Source organism: Duganella sp. sic0402, assembly GCF_019219065.1.
GTDB lineage: Bacteria > Pseudomonadota > Gammaproteobacteria > Burkholderiales > Burkholderiaceae_D > Rugamonas.
The window spans coordinates 1,048,227-1,063,969 of sequence record NZ_JAHUWK010000001.1 but is presented as its reverse complement, the minus strand read 5'-3'; the positions used below and the strand labels follow the sequence as shown (position 1 = coordinate 1,063,969).

Sequence of the window (15,743 nt, the reverse complement as noted above, 5' to 3'; positions counted from 1 at the left end):
TGGGATTAATTTTATCCTGTGTCCGCTGCTGTGGCGCGGCGCCGGTGAATACCCTGTTTTTGCGCTTGGAAACTTGCGCAAGTCGCTGTTTTTAGGGTAGAATCTCGGGTTGCTTGGATTTGATTTGAGCAATGTTGTTATTTTCGTTAATTTAAACACGCGAATCCGGTTGACAAGGGTGCCCAGGCTGAGCTTGGGTGACTGATCGGATTCCAGAACTAACCCTGGAGTATATTATGTCCGTAACTATGCGCGAAATGCTGGAAGCCGGTGTCCACTTCGGTCACCAAACCCGTTTCTGGAACCCAAAGATGGCACCGTTCATCTTCGGTCACCGCAACAAGATCCATATCATCAATCTGGAAAAGACGATGGGTATGTATCAAGAAGCGATGAAGCATGTTAAGCAAGTAGCCGCTTCCCGTGGCACCATCCTGATGGTGGGCACCAAGCGTCAAGCTCGCGATATCATCGCTGCAGAAGCCCAGCGCGCAGGCGTTCCTTATGTTGACCAGCGTTGGCTGGGCGGCATGCTGACCAACTTCAAAACCATCAAAACCTCGATCAAGCGCCTGAAAGACATGGAAGCCGCTGTGGCCGATGGTTCGGCTGAGAAGATGTCGAAAAAAGAAGCGCTGATGTTCCAACGCGAAATCGTCAAGCTGCAAAAATCGATCGGCGGCATCAAAGACATGGGCGGCGTTCCTGACGCTATCTTCGTTGTCGACGTTGGCTACCATAAAGGCGCCATCACCGAAGCCGCTAAACTGGGCATCCCAGTGATCGGCGTGGTCGATACCAACCACTCGCCAGAAGGCGTGCAGTACGTCATTCCAGGCAACGACGACTCGTCGAAAGCCATCACCCTGTACGCCCGCGGCGTAGCAGATGCGATCCTGGAAGGCCGTTCGGCAGCTGGCGCAGAAGTTGTTGAGCTGGTTAAAGCAGCAGCCGGCGACGAATTCGTCGAAGTCAGCGAACAGGCTTAATCGTTCCTGGCAGGCTGTAATGAGAAAAGGGGTGGCCAACAGCTCCCCCTTTTTTTTAACTAACCACCCCCGAATACCGAATTACAGGAGAAACACATGGCAGCTATTACCGCAGCAATGGTAGGCGAACTGCGCGCGAAAACCGACGCGCCTATGATGGAATGCAAAAAAGCACTGACCGAAGCCGATGGCGACATGGCACGTGCGGAAGAGATCCTGCGCGTCAAGCTGGGCGGCAAAGCTGGTAAAGCAGCAAGCCGCATCACCGCTGAAGGCGTGGTCGCTGCTTACATCGCCGGCGGCGTTGGCGCCCTGGTCGAAGTGAACTCGGAAACCGACTTCGTTGCGAAAAACGACGATTTCCTGAACCTGGCCAACACCGCAGCCCGTCTGGTCGCTGAGAAAAACCCGGCCGACGTAGCTGCCCTGCTGGCCCTGCCAGCTGGCGACGAAGGCAAAACCCTGGACGAAGTCCGTGCAGCCCTGATCGGTAAAATCGGCGAAAACATGTCGATCCGCCGCTTCCAGCGTTTCGAATCCAGCGCCAAGCTGGCGTCGTACCTGCACGGCACCCGTATCGGCGTGATCGTTGAATTCGACGGCGCTGACGAACAAGTCGGTAAAGACGTGGCGATGCACATCGCTGCAATGAAGCCAGTGTCGCTGTCGGCTGACCAGGTTCCTGCCGAACTGATCGAAAAAGAGCGCTCGGTTGCTCAGCTGAAAGCTGACGAAGATGCAGCTGCTGCTGTTGCCGCTGGCAAACCAGCTCAGCCTGCCGACATCGTCGCCAAGCGTCTGGAAGGCTCGGTACAGAAGTACCTGAAAGAAGTATCGCTGCTGAACCAGGCTTTCGTGAAAAACGACAAGCAATCGATCGAGCAGATGCTGAAAGAAAAAGCAACCACCGTAAAATCGTTCGTGATGTACGTGGTCGGCGAGGGCATCGAGAAGAAGGTAGACGACTTCGCAGCAGAAGTGGCCGCTCAAGTGGCCGCTTCCAAAGGAGCGTAATACAGAAAACGGGCCGAGAGGCCCGTTTTTTTAAGCCCGCAGCAGAACGCGGCGCCGGGCAAGGTATCATAGGCGCCGCAGCATAACCCCGAACAACCCCCTCAATAGGAGCCCCGTCTCATGTCCAAACCAGCCTACAAGCGCGTCCTCCTCAAATTGTCCGGCGAAGCCCTGATGGGCGATGATCCATATGGCATCAATCGCGCCACGATCGAACGGACGGTGGCCGATGTGGCCGAGGTCGCGAAACTGGGCGTGGAACTGGCGATCGTCATTGGCGGCGGCAATATCTTCCGTGGCGTTGCGCCCGGCGCTCAAGGCATGGACCGCGCCACCGCCGACTACATGGGCATGCTGGCCACCGTGATGAACGCGCTGGCCCTGGCTGATGCCATGCGCCATGCCGGCATCACCGCGCGCGTGATGTCGGCGATCGGCATCGAGCAGGTGGTCGAGCCGTATGTGCGCCCGAAAGCGCTGCAATACCTGGAAGAAGGCAAGGTCGTGGTGTTCGCGGCCGGCACCGGCAACCCGTTCTTCACCACCGACACCGCAGCAGCGCTGCGCGGCTCGGAAGTGAGCGCGGAAATCGTGCTGAAGGCCACCAAGGTCGACGGCGTGTATACTGCCGACCCGAAGAAGGACCCGAACGCCACGCTGTACAGCTCGATCAGCTTCGACGAAGCGATCGCCAAGCATTTGCAGGTCATGGACGCCACCGCGTTTGCGCTGTGCCGCGACCAGAAACTGCCGATCAAGGTGTTCTCCATCACCAAGCCAGGCGCGCTGATGCGTGTCATCATGGGTGAGGATGAAGGTACACTGGTTCACGTTTAATTAGATATTTCAGATATACAGGAGAGCAGCAATGTCCGTAGCTGACGTTAAAAAGAGTGCGCAAGACCGCATGACCAAATCGCTGGAAACCCTGCGTGGCGATCTGGCCAAAGTGCGTACCGGCCGCGCCCACACCGGCATCCTCGACCACGTCACCGTGGATTACTACGGTAATCCAACCCCGATCAACCAGGTGGCCAACCTGACCCTGGTCGACGCCCGCACCATCGGCGTCCAGCCATTCGAGAAAAAGATGGCTGGCGCCATCGAGAAAGCCATCCGCGACGCCGACCTGGGCCTGAACCCGGCTGCGCAGGGCGACGTGATCCGCGTGCCGACCCCGCCGCTGACCGAAGAACGCCGCAAGGAAATGGTCAAACTGGCCAAGGGCGAGGCGGAAGATGCCAAGGTTGCGGTCCGTAACATCCGTCGCGACGCCAACGAAGGCTTGAAAAAGCTGGTCAAGGATAAAGCCATCTCGGAAGACGACGAGCGCCGCGGCACCGACGACATCCAGAAGCTGACCGACAAGTTCATCGTTGACATCGATAAGATGGTTGGTGAGAAAGAAAAAGAAATTCTGACGGTTTAAGCGCCGCCAGAAGTTCGTCATTCCCGCGCCGGCGGGAATCCATGCTGAGCGTGCGTGCACGCGGCTGATGGATTCCCGCTTTCGCGGGAATGACGCTTCTACGGAGCTCGTCTTGTCTTTTTGTCTCACACCTGCAATACTTTGCACTTTGGCACCGACGTTTTCATGAAATATACGAGTTCGACTACCGAGGTTCCAGACGCGCCTGCCGTGCCGCGCCACGTGGCCATCATCATGGACGGCAATGGCCGCTGGGCGACCAAGCGTTTCCTGCCGCGCGTGGGTGGCCACGTCAAGGGCGTGGAAGCCGTGCGCACCGTGGTCGAGTCCTGCGCCCGCCGCGGCGTCGAATACCTGACCCTGTTTGCCTTCAGTTCCGAAAACTGGCGCCGCCCGGAAGAGGAAGTGTCGCTGCTGATGCGCCTGTTCGTCACGGCGCTGGAACGCGAAGTCTCAAAGCTGCACGCCAACAATATCCGCCTCAAGGTGGTGGGCGACCTCAGCCGCTTCGACGAGAAGCTGCAGAACATGATCGCTTCCGCCGAGCGCAAGACCGCCGCCAACACCCGCATGACCGTCACCATCTGCGCCAACTACGGCGGCCGCTGGGACATCATGCAAGCCGTGGCGCAAATGGTCAAAGCCCATCCGGGCGCAAGCGACTTCAGCGAAGAGCAGCTGGCGCCGCACCTGGCCATGGCCTACGCGCCCGAGCCCGACCTGTTCATCCGCACCGGCGGCGAGCAGCGCATCTCCAATTTCCTGTTATGGCAGCTCGCTTATACCGAGCTGTTCTTCACAGACACTTACTGGCCGGACTTTTCCGCCGAGTGTCTCGATGAGGCGATCGCCTCCTACCAGCACCGCGAGCGGCGTTTTGGCCGTACCGGCGCGCAACTGGCTGAAAAGACAAACTGATGCTGAAAACGAGGATTATTACCGCGCTGGTATTGCTGGCGGTGCTGCTGCCGGTCCTGTTCTTCAACTATTTCCCTGCGTTTGCCCTGGTGGTGACGCTGTTTGTCGCTGCCGCCGTGTGGGAGGGCGCACGCCTGTTCGGCCTCGGCGAAGGCAGGGCGCGGGTGGCCGGCTTTGTCGGCGGCGCGCTGTTTGTCGCGCTGATGTACTCGGCCAAGCCGGGCGCGGTCAACGCGCTGTACGGCGTGGCCGCCTTGCTGTGGCTGATCCGTTACGCGCCAACGCTGGGGCTGGGCTTGCCGCAAATGGGCGGCGCCGCCAACTGGTCGCTGGCCATCACTTTCTGCTTTGCCGTGTTTGTCGCCTTCTTCGCGCTGGTCGGCCTGTACCTGAAATCGCCGCTGTACCTGCTGTCGGTGATGGTGCTGGTGTGGGTCGCCGATATCGGCGCCTACTTCTCCGGCAAGGCCTTCGGCAAGCGCAAGCTGGCGCCGACCATTTCGCCGGGCAAATCGTGGGAAGGCGCGATTGGCGGTGCGCTTGCCGTGCTGGTGCTGGCCGTCATCTCAGTGATGCTGGCCGGCGGCGCCGCGCCATGGCTGCAGGACACCTTCGCCTACAAGCTGCAGGCCCGCTTCGGCTGGGGCCTGGCCTTGCTGGTGCTGCTGGTGCTGGTGATGTTTTCGGTCATCGGCGACCTGTTTGAATCCGCGCTCAAGCGCCGTGCCGGCATCAAGGACAGCAGCAATCTGCTGCCTGGCCACGGCGGCGTGCTGGACCGCGTGGACGCGCTGATCCCGGTGCTGCCGATGGCGGCGCTGGTCTCGTCCTGGATCTGAAAGAATACCCATGCAACGTATTACCGTATTAGGCGCCACCGGTTCGATCGGCGTGTCCACGCTGGACGTGATCGCCCGCCATCCGCAGCGTTATGCCGTCTACGCGCTGTCGGCGCATAGCCGCGTCGAAGAACTGGCCGCGCAATGCGTGCAGTTCCGTCCGGCGCGCGCCGTGGTCGGCACTGCCGCCGCCGCCGCCCAGTTGGCTGCACTTTTGCGCGCAGCGGGCGTCAACACCGAAGTGGAGTGGGGCGAACAGGCGCTGTGCAGCATTGCCAGCGCAGCCGAAGTCGACAGCGTGATGGCCGCCATCGTTGGCGCGGCCGGCCTGGCGCCGACACTGGCCGCAGCGCGCGCCGGCAAGAAAATCCTGCTGGCGAACAAGGAAGCGCTGGTGATGTCCGGCCAGCTGTTCATGGACGCCGTGCACGAATCCGGCGCGGTGCTGCTGCCTATTGACAGCGAACATAACGCCATCTTCCAGTCGATGCCGCAGTTCGGCGGCAAGCTGCCGGCCGTGCGCGACAGCGCCGCCGGCGTGGCCAAGATTCTGCTGACCGCTTCTGGCGGCCCATTCCTGGCGCGCGATGTCGCGACGCTGGACGCGGTGACGCCGGACCAGGCGTGCAAACACCCGAACTGGTCGATGGGGCGCAAGATTTCGGTCGACTCGGCCACCATGATGAACAAGGGCCTGGAAGTGATCGAGGCGCACTGGCTGTTCGGCGCGCCAGCCGAGCAGATCGAAGTGCTGATCCATCCGCAGTCGGTGATCCATTCGATGGTGTCCTATGTCGACGGCTCGGTGCTGGCGCAGCTGGGCAACCCGGACATGCGCACCCCGATCGCCCACGCGCTGGCCTACCCGGAGCGCATCGCTTCCGGCGTGGCCCAGCTGGACCTGACGCAGATCGCCACGCTGCAATTCCAGAAGCCTGACTTCGACCGTTTCCCATGCCTGGCGCTGGCCTTTGAGGCGCTGCGCGCGGGCGGCACCGCGCCGGCGCTGCTGAACGCCGCCAACGAAGTGGCGGTGCAAGCCTTCCTCGACCTGAAGATCGGCTTCCGCCAGATCGACCGGGTGATCGCCCACGTGGTGGAGACGCTGCCGCACGGCGACGCGCATAGCATCGAAGCGGTGCTGGCGCAGGACGCCGCGGCCCGTGCCGCCGCTGAAACCTGTATCGCCGGGCTGCGCAAATGAGCTTCCTGCAAACCGTGCTGGCGTTTGTCTTCTGCCTTGGCCCGCTGATCGTTTTTCACGAGCTGGGCCACTACCTGGTGGCGCGCTGGTGCGGGGTCAAGGTGCTGCGTTTTTCGGTCGGCATGGGCACGGTGCTGTGGTCGCGCCGTTTCGGCAAGGACCAGACCGAATGGGCGATTTCCGCGCTGCCGCTGGGCGGCTACGTCAAGATGCTGGACGCCCGCGAAGGCGAGCTGGCCGGCCTGCCGGAATCTGACCTGAAACGCGAATTCACCCGCCAGAACGTCTGGAAGCGCATTGCCATCGTGGCGGCCGGCCCGCTGGCCAACTTCCTGCTGGCGATCCTGCTGTTCGCCGGCCTGTATATGCACGGCGTGGAAGAACCAAGCAGCAAGATCAGCGTACAAACCGAGGCGCCAGCCTGGCAGGCCGGCCTGCGCAGCGGCGACGTGGTCAGCGCCATCAATGAGCAGCCGGTGCAGGTCTGGTCGGAGCTGCGCTGGCAGTTTATTCAGTCGGCCATCGACAAGCATGAGATCCGCCTGGCGGTCGAACGTCCGGGGCAGGGCCGCGTGTCCGCCACCGTACCGGCAGCGGCGCTGGAAGGGCTGGACCTGGACGGCGACGTGCCTGGCCTGCTGGGCATCGGCGTGGCGCGTCCGGCGCCGGTGATCGAGCAGGTGGTGGCAGGCAGCCCGGCCGAACGCGCCGGCTTGCAGGCGGGCGATCTGTTGACCTCCGTCGATGGCGTGCAGGTGGCGGACGGCATCGCCTTCATCGATATTATTCGCGGCGCTGCCGGCAAAACCGTGCTGGTGACTTTGCAGCGATTGGGCCAGCCGCTGACCGTCAGCGTGGTGCCGCAGGCGGAACAGGCAAAAAGCAGCAAAGGAACTGTAACAGTCGGTAAGATCGGCGCTTACGTCGCGCAGCGCCCGGATATGATCAAGGTGCCATCTTCCCCGGTGGCGGCGGTCGGCAAGGCGCTGGACAAGGTCTGGGATACTTGTGCCATGACGCTGAAAATGATAGGCAAAATGCTGACTGGCGAAGCCTCGCTGAAGAATGTCACCGGGCCGATCACGATTGCCGACTACGCCGGCCAGACCGCGCGGATGGGCGCGGCGCACTATTTGAGCTTCATTGCCTTCATCAGCATCAGTCTTGGGGTGATGAATTTGCTGCCAATTCCCGTTCTAGACGGGGGGCATTTGCTGTATTATTCGCTGGAAGTTTTAACTGGGCGTTCTGTGCCAGAGCGCGTTGGTGAAATTGCGCAGCGCCTGGGCATTGGTTTGTTACTGACGCTGATGCTGTTAGCGGTGTTTAACGACGTTGTCCGGCTGCTGTAGCTGTAATGTGTAGTTCTCGTTGATTGAGCCATTGAACCCGATGAAATTATATTCTGACCGTATTACTTCAACTTCCTTGCGCCGCAGCCTGATTGGCGCCGCCGTCCTGGCACTCTGCAGCGGCAGCGCCATGGCCATCGATCCCTTCGTCATCAAAGACATCCGCGTCGAGGGGATTCAGCGTACGGAAGCCGGTACGGTATTCAGCTATCTGCCGGTGCGTGTCGGCGAAACCTTCAACGACGATAAGTCGGTCACCGCCATCAAGGCGCTGTACGCGACCGGTTTCTTCAAGGACGTCAAGCTGGAAAAAGACGGCCAGGTGCTGGTGGTGCTGGTCGAGGAACGTCCGGCCATCGCCAAGGTGGACTTCACCGGCACCAAGGAATTTGAAAAAGATATGCTGGTCAAGGCGCTGAAAGACATCGGCGTCGGCGAAGCCAAGATTTTCGACAAGGCCTCGGTTGACCGCGCCGAACAGGAACTGAAGCGTCAATACCTGTCGCGCGGCCTGTATGGCGTCAAGGTTGAAACCACCGTCACGCCGCTGGAGCGCAACCGCGTCAACATCAATTTCGTGGTGGACGAGGGTGAGATCGCCAAGATCAAGGAAATCAACATCGTCGGCAACAAGGTGTTCTCCGACAAGGAGCTGAAGGAAAACCTGGCGCTGAACACCGGCGGCTGGTTCAGCTGGTACACCAAGGCCAACCAGTATTCCAAGACCAAGCTGACCGGCGACATCGAGTCGCTCAAGTCCTTCTATCTGAACCGCGGCTACATCAGTATGAATATCGACTCCACCCAGGTGTCGATCACGCCGGACAAGAAGGATATCTACATCACCATCAACATCACCGAGGGTGAGCAGTACAAGGTCAACAACATCAAGTTCGAAGGCGAGACCTTCGGCCGTGAAGACGAACTGCGCCAGCTGGTGCTGCTGCGCAAAGGCGCGACCTATTCGGGCGAGCTGCTGACCGCCACCAACAAGCTGATTTCGGACCGCCTGGGCACCTTCGGCTACGCGTTCGCCAACGTCAACGCCGCGCCGGACATCGATGTCGAGAAGCGCGAAGTGTCGTTCACCTTCTTCATCGATCCGGGCAAGCGCGCTTACGTGCGCCACATGAATATCGCCGGCAATACCTCGACCCGCGACGAAGTCATACGCCGCGAATTCCGCCAGTTCGAATCGTCCTGGTACGACGCCAACAAGATCAAGCTGTCGCGCGACCGCGTCGACCGCCTCGGCTACTTCAAGGACGTGACCGTCGATACGCCGGAAGCGCAGGGCACTTCCGACCAGGTGGACGTCAACCTGACCGTGACCGAACGCCCGACCGGCAACTTCCAGATCGGCGGCGCGTTCTCGCAATCGGAGAAATTCTCGTTCCAGGCGGCGATCCAGCAGGCCAACTTCGCCGGCTCGGGCACCACCGTCGGCCTGGAGCTGAACACCTCCAAGTACAGCCGCACGATTTCGTTCTCGCAGACCGACCCTTACTACACCGACGACGGCGTGTCGCGCGGCTACGAGCTGTATCTGCGCACCACCAAACCGCCGGCGGTCAACATCGGTATGTACACGATTAAACAGCAGGGCGGCCGCGTCAGCTGGGGTGTGCCGTTCTCGGAAGTCGACACCGTATTCTTTGGCGTCGGTCTGGAACGTTCCAAGATCACCACCGACGAAACCTCGCCGACCCGCTTCCAGGATTACGTGCGTTCGATCACCGGCATCGCCAGCGGCGTCGGCACGGCCAACGCCACCGCCGTGCCGCTGACCGTGGCATGGGCGCGAGACAGCCGCGACTCGGCCACCACGCCAACCATCGGCCGCTATCAGCGCGCCAACCTGGAGCTGGACGTGATCGGCGAACAGAAATACTACCGCGCCGTCTACGAGCAGCAGTGGTACAAGCCGCTGTTCTCCAAAGTGACGCTGGCGTTGAAGGGCGAGATCGACTACGGCCGCGGCCTCGGCAACAGCAGCTACCCGGTGTTCAAGAACTTCTACGCCGGCGGTATCGGCTCGGTGCGCGGCTATTACAGCTCGTCGCTGGGCGCGGTCGACACCCGCTACGGCGATGCGCTGGGCGGCGCTTCGCGCCTGATCGGCAATGCCGAACTGCAGATGCCATTCCCAGGTTCCGGCCAGGACCGCAGCCTGCGCTGGTTCGCCTTCCTCGACGGCGGCCAGGTGTATCAGGAAGCTGAAAAGATGCGCTTCTCGCAATTGCGCTATTCTTCGGGTCTGGGCATCAGCTGGATTTCGCCGGTTGGTCCGCTCAAGTTGAGTTATGCTAAGCCTTTGAACGCCAAATACGGCGACCGCCTGGAACGCTTCCAGTTCCAGATGGGCACCGGCTTCTAAGGCCGCATTTGTTAAAGAGAGTATTAATTTTGCCTCGGAGAAATAAGTTGAAGACTGCATCCGCAACCATGACCAAATATCTTGCCGTGCTTGCATTGGGCTGGTGTTCATTGGCGCCGGTGCAGGCTCAGACCTCGGCCTCGCGCATCGCGTGGATCAGCCCGGAGCGCATCTACAATGAATCCAAGCTGGCCAAGCTGGCTGGCGAGAAGCTGCAGGAAGAGTTCAAGAGCCGCGAAAAGGCGATGAACGAGATGGGGCTGCGCCTGAAAACGGCGTCGGAGAAACTGGAGAAAGATGTGCCGGCGCTGGGCGAGGCCGACCGTGTCAAGCGTCAGCGTGACGTGTTTGAGCTGGACAAGGAATATCAGCGCCGCCAGCGCGAGTTCCGCGAAGATCTGAGCCAGCGCACCAACGAGGAGCGCCAGGCGATTTCCGAAAAAGCCACCAAGATCATCAAGCAGCTGGCCAATGTAGAGGGCTTTGATATCGTGTTGCAGGACGCCGTCTGGGCCAGCCCGCGCATCGACATCACCGACAAAGTACTGGCTGCGCTGGACAAAGACAAGTAACAACCTCAAAGATTGGATCACCCGATGGGCACTCGACTAGGAGCATTGGTCGAACGCTTGGGCGGACAGCTGGTGGGCGACGCGAACCTGGAAGTCACCGGGATCGCGCCACTGGCGGAGGCCGGCGTTTCGCACATCAGCTTTCTCAGCAATAGCAAGCTGCGCGCACAAGCGCAGCAGAGCCAGGCGGCGGCACTCATCGTGTCGGCCGCCGATGACGCTTTTATCGCCGCCGCGTATACCGGTGCGCGCATCGTCGTCGCCAATCCGTATGTGTACTTCGCCCGTGCGGCGCAGTATTTCGCCTCGCTGACGGCGATTGTGCCGGCGGCTGGCGTGCATCCGACCGCCGTGGTGGCGCAGACCGCGCAGGTGGCCGCTTCGGCGCATATCGCCGCGCGGGTGGTGATTGAAGACGGTGCGGTGATCGGCGAGCACGCCGTCATCGGTGCCGGCTGCTTCATTGGCCGCGAGGCGGTGATTGGCGACGCCACGCAGCTGTTCGCCAACGTCACCTTCCATGCCTACTGCCAGATCGGCCAGCGCGGCATCATCCACTCCGGCGCGGTGATCGGCACTGACGGTTTCGGCTTTGCCAACGAGGGCGGCGTCTATATCAAGATTCCGCAAACCGGGCGGGTGATGATCGGCGACGATGTGGACATCGGCGCCAACACCACTATCGACCGTGGCGCGTTGGCGGATACGATCATCGAAGACGGCGTGAAGCTGGATAACCAGATCCAGATCGGCCACAACTGCCATATCGGCGCGCACACGGCCATGGCCGGCTGCGTCGGCGTGGCCGGCAGCGCCAGGATAGGCAAATACTGCACCTTTGGCGGCGCGGCGATGGTGCTGGGCCACCTGAGCATCGTCGACAAGGTGCATGTGGGCTCCGGCTCGATGGTGTCGCGTTCTATCCTGGAGCCAGGCCAGTACACCGGTTTCTATCCGCTGGCGAAGAACGCCGAGTGGGAAAAATCGGCTGTCATCGTGCGCAATCTGTCATCCATGCGCGATAAAATCCGCGCGCTGGAAAAAATTATCAAGACCAAAACTGAGCAAAACTGAGAATACGAATCATGACCACTACCCAGGCTGAAACCCCTAAGACCATGGACATCTGCGAGATCAAGTCCTACCTGCCGCACCGCTATCCGCTGCTGCTGGTGGACCGCGTGCTCTCGTACGAAGAAAACAAGTCCATCACCGCCATCAAGAACGTGACCGTCAACGAGGAATTCTTCAATGGCCACTTCCCGCACAAACCAGTCATGCCCGGCGTGCTGATGATCGAAGCGATGGCGCAGACGGCGGCGCTGCTGTCGTTCAAGACCATGGGCATCAAGCCTGACGAGAATTCGGTGGTGTACTTTGTCGGCATCGACGGCGCGCGCTTCAAGCGCCCGGTCGGTCCTGGCGACCAGCTGAAGATGGACATCGAGATCCTGCGCGTCGCGCGCGGCATCTGGAAATACAAGGCGGTCGGCTCGGTCGACGGCCAGGTCGCGGTGGAGGCGGAACTGATGTGCACCATCCGCAGCACCGCTGACGCTTCGCAGCCAGCAGGCCAGTAATCATGGCCAAGATACACGCCAGCGCCATCGTCGACAGCAAGGCCGAGCTGCACGACAGCGTGGAGATCGGCCCGTATTCGGTGATTGGCCCGAACGTGAGCATCGGCTCCGGCACGGTGGTGGGCCCGCATGTGGTCATCGAAGGCCACACGACCATCGGCAGCGACAACAAGTTCTTCCAGTTCTCGTCGATCGGCGCCGCGCCGCAGGACAAGAAGTGGAACGGCGAGCCGACCCGTCTGACCATCGGCGACCGCAACACCATCCGCGAGTTCTGCACCTTTAACACCGGCACCGTGCAGGACAAGGGCGTGACTTCGCTGGGCAACGACAACTGGATTTCGGCCTACGTCCACCTGGCGCATGACTGCGTGGTGGGCAGCAACACGATCTTCTCGAACAACGCGCAGATCGCCGGCCACGTTGAAATCGGCGACTACGTGATTATGAGCGGCTTCGCCAATGTGCACCAGTTCTGCAAGATCGGCGCGCACGCGTTTGTCGGCATGAGCACTTCGCTGACGCAGGACGTGCCGCCGTTTGTGCTGTTGAACGGTAATCCGGCTGCCGCGCATGGCGTCAATATCGAAGGCCTGAAACGCCGGGGCTTTAGCCGCGAGCAGATCAACGGCATCCGCGCCGCGTACAAGATCATCTACCGCTCCGGCCTGACGCTGGAAGAAGCCAAGGCAGCGCTGGTCGCCGAAGAGGCTGCGGTGCCGGCCGACGTGGCGCTGCACATGCGCGCCATGCGCGACTTCCTCGATACCGCAAGCCGTGGCATTGTCCGCTGACCTGACGCCACACGCCGCCCCGCCTGCCGCGCAAGCTGCAGGCCGGGCGGGGCGGGGCACTGCGGCCGGCAGGCCGCTGTCCCTGGCCCTGGTGGCAGGCGAGCCGTCCGGCGATATGCTGGCGGCTCGTTTGCTTTCCGGCCTGCGTCCGCACCTGCCGGAGGCGCGCCTGCATGGCATCGGCGGTCCGCAGATGATGGCGCAGGGCTTCGAATCGCACTGGCCGATGGACCAGCTGACCGTGCGCGGCCTGCTGCCGGTGCTGATGCGCTACCGCGAACTGAAAGGCATTCAGAACGCGCTGCGCGACCAGTTGCTGGCCGAGCGTCCCTCGGTCTTCATCGGCGCCGACTTCCCCGGCTTCAACCTGGGCCTGGAGGAGCAGCTGAAGGCGGCCGGCATCCCCACCATGCATTATATCGGCCCGCAGATCTGGGCCTGGCGCGGTGGCCGCATCAAGAAAATCCAGCGCGCGGTGTCGCACATGCTGGTAGTGTTCCCGTTCGAGCAAGAGATTTACCAGAAGGCCGGCGTGCCGGTCAGCTATGTCGGCCATCCGCTGGCCGAGCTGATTCCGCTGGCGCCCGATGAAGGCGCGGCCAAGCGTCAGCTCGGCTTGCCGGAGGATGCGAACGTGGTCACCATCATGCCGGGCAGCCGCATCTCGGAGATCAAGTACAACACGGTGGCTTTCGTACAGGCGGCAAGGCTGCTGCAAGCCCGCGACCGTTCGCTGCGTTTCGTGGTGCCGATGGCCGGCGAACGCCAGCGCGCTTACTTCCAGCAGCTGATCGCGCAAGCCGGCTTGCAGGACGTGCAGCTGCAACTGCTGGACGGCCAGTCGCACACCGCGATCGCGGCGGCCAGCGCGGTGATGGTGGCTTCGGGCACGGCGTCGCTGGAAGTAGCGCTGTTCAAGAAGCCGATGGTCATCGCCTACAAGATGATGGAACTGGAGTGGCAGATACTGCGCCACTTCGGCTACCAGCCGTGGATCGGTTTGCCGAATATCCTGGCACGCGAATTCCTGGTGCCCGAGCTGCTGCAACACGCAGCCAGCCCGGAAGCGCTGGCCGAAGCGATGTGGAAGCAGCTGAGCGACGCATTGCATCGTCAGCGCCTGGTCCAGCGTTTCACCGACATGCATCACAGCCTGCTGCGCGATAGCGCGGCGGAGAGCGCAGCCGCCGTGCTGCGCGTTATCGGCGCCTGAATGTCGTTCCCGCCTGCGCGGGAACGACGGAATGAAGAGTAACTAACGTGAAAAACCAAAACCTGAGCTTATTTGACGACCTGCCTGCATCGCCGGATGAAATCATCTGCGGCGTGGACGAAGCCGGGCGCGGGCCGCTGGCTGGCCCGGTGTTCGCGGCCGCCGTCATCCTCGACGCCAGCCGTCCGATTGAAGGCTTGCGCGATTCAAAAAAGCTGACCGAAGCCAGGCGCGACCTGCTGGCGCCGCTGATCAAGGCGCAGGCGCTGGCCTGGGCCATCGCCGAGGCGTCCGAAGAGGAAATCGACAAGCTGAACATCCTGCAAGCCTCGATGCTGGCAATGCGCCGCGCCGTGGAAGCGCTGAGCACCGTGCCGACGCTGGCGCTGATCGATGGCAACCGCTGCCCGGTGATGAAGATTCAGAGCATCGCCATTGTCGGCGGCGACGACAAGGTCGACGCCATCTCGGCCGCCTCGATCCTGGCCAAGACCGCACGCGACGCCGCGCTGGTGACGCTGCATGCCCAATACCCGCAATACTGCTTCGACCAGCACAAAGGCTACGGCACCGCGCTGCACTTGGAGCGGCTGCGTGAGCACGGGCCATCGCCGGTGCATCGCCGCTCGTTTGCGCCGGTGCGCGCACTGCTGGAGGTGAATCTGTGAAGACCATCAGCTCGCGCGACAACGCGCAATACAAGGAACTGGTCAAGCTGGCCGGCAGCCAGCAGGCGCGCCGCAAGGCCGGCCGCACGCTGCTGGACGGCGTGCACCTGTGCCAGTCCTACCTTCAGCTGCGCGGCATGCCGGAGCAGTGCGTGGTCAGCGAAAGCGCGCTGCATAACGCGGAAGTGATGGAGATCGTCGGCCGGCTGGAAGCGCAGCGTGCGCATGTGCTGGCCCTGCCGGATGCGCTGTACAACGGCGTCAGCCAGGTCGAGCATGGCGTCGGTGTGATGTTCTTGATCGACACGCCGGAACCTGCGGTCACGGTGCCTGTCAGTGTCTCTGCGGTGCTGCTGGACGGCGTGCAGGATCCCGGCAATGTCGGCTCCATCCTGCGCAGCGCGGCGGCAGCTGGCATCAAGCAAGTATATTGCAGCGGCGGCACGGCGTTCTGCTGGTCGCCGAAAGTGCTGCGCGCCGCCATGGGCGCGCACTTTGTGCTGGATATTTTTGAGAATGTCGACCTGGTGGAACTGGTGCGCGCGGCGCGCGTGCCGACACTGGCCACCAGCGGCTATGCTGCTCAAAAGCTGTACGAAATCGACCTGCGCCAGCCGGTGGCCTGGATCTTTGGCCACGAAGGCCAGGGCGTGGCGGACGATCTGCTGTCGCAAGCGACCCACAAGGTGGTCATTCCGCACATGGGACAAGTGGAGTCGCTGAATGTCGCCGCCTGCGCGGCAGTATGCTTTTTTGAACAACTGAGGCAAAATCAGCAGCATCAGAGCTAAAGC

General features: G+C 61.7%; 16 protein-coding genes. All 16 read left to right on the top strand.

Annotation, left to right across the window (positions count from 1 at the left end; all coding sequences use genetic code 11):
- Positions 1-236: 236 nt before the first annotated feature.
- The 16 genes from rpsB (at position 237) to KW842_RS04470 (ending at position 15,740) form a co-directional block, all read left to right on the top strand.
- Positions 237-989 (top strand): 30S ribosomal protein S2, encoded by a 753-nt coding sequence (rpsB, locus tag KW842_RS04545; protein ID WP_218302868.1) that lies wholly within the window; start codon positions 237-239, stop codon positions 987-989.
- Between the two features lie 96 nt (positions 990-1,085).
- Positions 1,086-2,003: a translation elongation factor Ts gene (gene tsf, locus KW842_RS04540; RefSeq protein ID WP_218302867.1), complete on the top strand. Its 918-nt coding sequence runs from the start codon at positions 1,086-1,088 to the stop codon at positions 2,001-2,003.
- A 120-nt stretch (positions 2,004-2,123) separates the two neighbouring features.
- Positions 2,124-2,840 carry a UMP kinase gene (pyrH, locus tag KW842_RS04535; RefSeq protein WP_218302866.1) on the top strand — a complete coding sequence of 239 codons (717 nt, stop codon included), beginning with the start codon at positions 2,124-2,126 and terminating at the stop codon, positions 2,838-2,840.
- A 31-nt stretch (positions 2,841-2,871) separates the two neighbouring features.
- Entirely contained in the window at positions 2,872-3,432 is a 561-nt protein-coding gene (gene frr / locus KW842_RS04530; protein ID WP_218302865.1) for a ribosome recycling factor, read from the top strand.
- 165 nt (positions 3,433-3,597) lie between these two features.
- Positions 3,598-4,350: a polyprenyl diphosphate synthase gene (gene uppS, locus KW842_RS04525; protein WP_218302864.1), complete on the top strand. Its 753-nt coding sequence runs from the start codon at positions 3,598-3,600 to the stop codon at positions 4,348-4,350.
- Complete coding sequence (locus KW842_RS04520; protein ID WP_218302863.1) at positions 4,350-5,189, top strand: phosphatidate cytidylyltransferase; 840 nt, start codon at positions 4,350-4,352, stop codon at positions 5,187-5,189. The genes uppS and KW842_RS04520 overlap by 1 nt, the downstream gene beginning before the upstream one ends.
- Positions 5,190-5,199: 10 nt before the next feature.
- Positions 5,200-6,393, top strand: a complete 1,194-nt coding sequence (gene ispC, locus KW842_RS04515; RefSeq protein WP_218302862.1) for a 1-deoxy-D-xylulose-5-phosphate reductoisomerase — start codon at positions 5,200-5,202, stop codon at positions 6,391-6,393.
- Positions 6,390-7,745 (top strand): RIP metalloprotease RseP, encoded by a 1,356-nt coding sequence (gene rseP / locus KW842_RS04510; protein WP_218302861.1) that lies wholly within the window; start codon positions 6,390-6,392, stop codon positions 7,743-7,745. Before ispC ends, rseP begins: the two co-directional genes overlap by 4 nt.
- A gap of 40 nt (positions 7,746-7,785) precedes the next feature.
- On the top strand, positions 7,786-10,122 hold the full coding sequence (bamA, locus tag KW842_RS04505; protein WP_218302860.1) for an outer membrane protein assembly factor BamA: 2,337 nt from the start codon (positions 7,786-7,788) through the stop codon (positions 10,120-10,122).
- A 68-nt stretch (positions 10,123-10,190) separates the two neighbouring features.
- Positions 10,191-10,694, top strand: coding sequence for an OmpH family outer membrane protein (locus KW842_RS04500; protein WP_218302859.1), 504 nt, complete (start codon positions 10,191-10,193; stop codon positions 10,692-10,694).
- Between the two features lie 24 nt (positions 10,695-10,718).
- Positions 10,719-11,768 (top strand): UDP-3-O-(3-hydroxymyristoyl)glucosamine N-acyltransferase, encoded by a 1,050-nt coding sequence (gene lpxD, locus KW842_RS04495; RefSeq protein WP_218302858.1) that lies wholly within the window; start codon positions 10,719-10,721, stop codon positions 11,766-11,768.
- 11 nt (positions 11,769-11,779) lie between these two features.
- Positions 11,780-12,274 (top strand): 3-hydroxyacyl-ACP dehydratase FabZ, encoded by a 495-nt coding sequence (gene fabZ / locus KW842_RS04490; RefSeq protein ID WP_218302857.1) that lies wholly within the window; start codon positions 11,780-11,782, stop codon positions 12,272-12,274.
- 2 nt (positions 12,275-12,276) lie between these two features.
- A complete protein-coding gene (lpxA, locus tag KW842_RS04485; RefSeq protein WP_218302856.1) occupies positions 12,277-13,068 on the top strand; it encodes an acyl-ACP--UDP-N-acetylglucosamine O-acyltransferase in 792 nt (263 codons plus the stop codon).
- Between the two features lie 76 nt (positions 13,069-13,144).
- Positions 13,145-14,281, top strand: coding sequence for a lipid-A-disaccharide synthase (gene lpxB / locus KW842_RS04480; protein WP_255583485.1), 1,137 nt, complete (start codon positions 13,145-13,147; stop codon positions 14,279-14,281).
- Between the two features lie 47 nt (positions 14,282-14,328).
- Positions 14,329-14,949, top strand: coding sequence for a ribonuclease HII (gene rnhB, locus KW842_RS04475; RefSeq protein ID WP_218302855.1), 621 nt, complete (start codon positions 14,329-14,331; stop codon positions 14,947-14,949).
- Positions 14,946-15,740, top strand: a complete 795-nt coding sequence (locus KW842_RS04470) for an RNA methyltransferase (RefSeq protein WP_218302854.1) — start codon at positions 14,946-14,948, stop codon at positions 15,738-15,740. Before rnhB ends, KW842_RS04470 begins: the two co-directional genes overlap by 4 nt.
- Positions 15,741-15,743 lie beyond the last annotated feature (3 nt).

Bases quoted from the DNA above. Each gene is read 5' to 3' on its own strand.
- rpsB (WP_218302868.1), top strand. From the start codon at position 237: ATGTCCGTAACTATGCGCGAAATGCTGGAAGCCGGTGTCCACTTCGGT.
- tsf (WP_218302867.1), top strand. From the start codon at position 1,086: ATGGCAGCTATTACCGCAGCAATGGTAGGCGAACTGCGCGCGAAAACC.
- pyrH (WP_218302866.1), top strand. From the start codon at position 2,124: ATGTCCAAACCAGCCTACAAGCGCGTCCTCCTCAAATTGTCCGGCGAA.
- frr (WP_218302865.1), top strand. From the start codon at position 2,872: ATGTCCGTAGCTGACGTTAAAAAGAGTGCGCAAGACCGCATGACCAAA.
- uppS (WP_218302864.1), top strand. From the start codon at position 3,598: ATGAAATATACGAGTTCGACTACCGAGGTTCCAGACGCGCCTGCCGTG.
- KW842_RS04520 (WP_218302863.1), top strand. From the start codon at position 4,350: ATGCTGAAAACGAGGATTATTACCGCGCTGGTATTGCTGGCGGTGCTG.
- ispC (WP_218302862.1), top strand. From the start codon at position 5,200: ATGCAACGTATTACCGTATTAGGCGCCACCGGTTCGATCGGCGTGTCC.
- rseP (WP_218302861.1), top strand. From the start codon at position 6,390: ATGAGCTTCCTGCAAACCGTGCTGGCGTTTGTCTTCTGCCTTGGCCCG.
- bamA (WP_218302860.1), top strand. From the start codon at position 7,786: ATGAAATTATATTCTGACCGTATTACTTCAACTTCCTTGCGCCGCAGC.
- KW842_RS04500 (WP_218302859.1), top strand. From the start codon at position 10,191: ATGACCAAATATCTTGCCGTGCTTGCATTGGGCTGGTGTTCATTGGCG.
- lpxD (WP_218302858.1), top strand. From the start codon at position 10,719: ATGGGCACTCGACTAGGAGCATTGGTCGAACGCTTGGGCGGACAGCTG.
- fabZ (WP_218302857.1), top strand. From the start codon at position 11,780: ATGACCACTACCCAGGCTGAAACCCCTAAGACCATGGACATCTGCGAG.
- lpxA (WP_218302856.1), top strand. From the start codon at position 12,277: ATGGCCAAGATACACGCCAGCGCCATCGTCGACAGCAAGGCCGAGCTG.